Annotated in this window: 1 protein-coding gene; it reads left to right on the forward strand. The window is 54.9% G+C overall.

Annotated features, from left to right (window positions below; translation table 11 throughout):
- Window positions 1-19 precede the first annotated feature (19 nt).
- The coding region (locus tag ACO6V1_RS23890) for a DUF1601 domain-containing protein (protein ID WP_422469084.1) at window positions 20-1,445 on the forward strand (1,426 nt) is incomplete at its 3' end.

Raw genomic sequence — 1,445 nt, forward strand, 5'->3', positions numbered from 1 at the left:
GTTTACCGTTCATAAACCCATGGATGCGCGAGTTAAGCATACTCAAGCTGCCTTATTGTCAACGCTATTTGATTCAATAACATTTAACTGCAACCAAAAACCTGAAGCCAGAGATATTGATGCACAGGGTATCGCCAACTTGCTGTGGGCCATGGCAAAAATGTTGGACAACGGGCAGGAGCAGACACCAGAGTTCAACGGGGCCGTTGTCGCGCTGTTGCCCCACGTGGACGCACAGAAAGACCAATTTAAGACCCAGGGTATTGCCAACCTGCTGTCGGCCATGGCGAAACTGGTGGACAACGGGCAGGAGCGGACGCCAGAGCTCAACGAGGCCGTGGCTTCGCTGCTGTCCCATGTGAACGGACAGAAGAAAGACCAATTTAATTCCCAGCATATTGCCAACCTGCTGTGGGCCATAGCGAAACTGATGGACAACGGGCAGGAGCAAACACCAGCGTTCAACGAGACCGTGAGCGTGCTGCTGCTCCGAGTGAGGCCACAGAAAGCCAACTTCAAACCTCAGGAAATCACCAACCTGTTATGGGCCATGGCGAAACTGGTGGACAACAAGCAGGAGCAGACACCAGAGCTCAAAGAGGCTGTGGCCGCACTGTTGCCCTGCGTGAACACACAGAAAGCCCAATTTAATCCCCAGGATATCGCCAACCTGCTGTGGGCCATGGCGAAACTGGTGGACAACGGGTACGAGCAGACACCAGAATTCAACGAGGCCGTGGCCGCACTGTTGCCCCTCGTGAACGCACAGAAACCTGACTTTAAGCCACAGGGAATCGCCAACCTGCTGTGGGCCATGGCGAAACTGGTGGACAACGGACAGGAGCGAACACCTGGACTCAAAGAGACCGTAGCCGGACTGTTGCCCCTCGTGATCGTACAGAAAGACCAATTTAATGCCCAGGGGATCGCCAACCTGCTGTGGGCCCTGGCAAAACTGGTGGACAACGGGGAGTGGATACCGGTGCTCAACGAGGCCGTGGCCGCGCTGTTGCCCCTCTTGAAAGCACAGGAAGTGCAATTTAATGTCCAGGATATCGCCATCCTGCTGTGGGCCCTGGCGAAACTGGTGGACAACGGGCTGGAGTGGACACCCGGTCTCAACGAGGCCGTGGCCGGGCTGTTGCCCCAAGTGAACGCACAGAAAGCTAACTATAAACCACAGGCAATCACCAACCTGCTGTGGGCCATAGCGAAGCTGGTGGACAACGGGCTGGAGCAAACACCAGAGCTCAAAGAAGCTGTGGCCGCACTGTTGCTCCACGTGAATGCACAGAAAGACCAATTTAATGCCCAGGGTATTGCCAACCTGCTGTGGGCCACGGCCAAACTGGGTGAATTCGTTGAGCTGAACGTGGCTACCTCTACGTTCGAATCGCTCGTCTATCGAATCAGTGAGAACCTTCAGTTTTCTCAGGAAGGGATAT

It is taken from the genome of Endozoicomonas sp. ALC013 (assembly GCF_049310205.1).
Taxonomy (GTDB): Bacteria; Pseudomonadota; Gammaproteobacteria; order Pseudomonadales; family Endozoicomonadaceae; genus Endozoicomonas.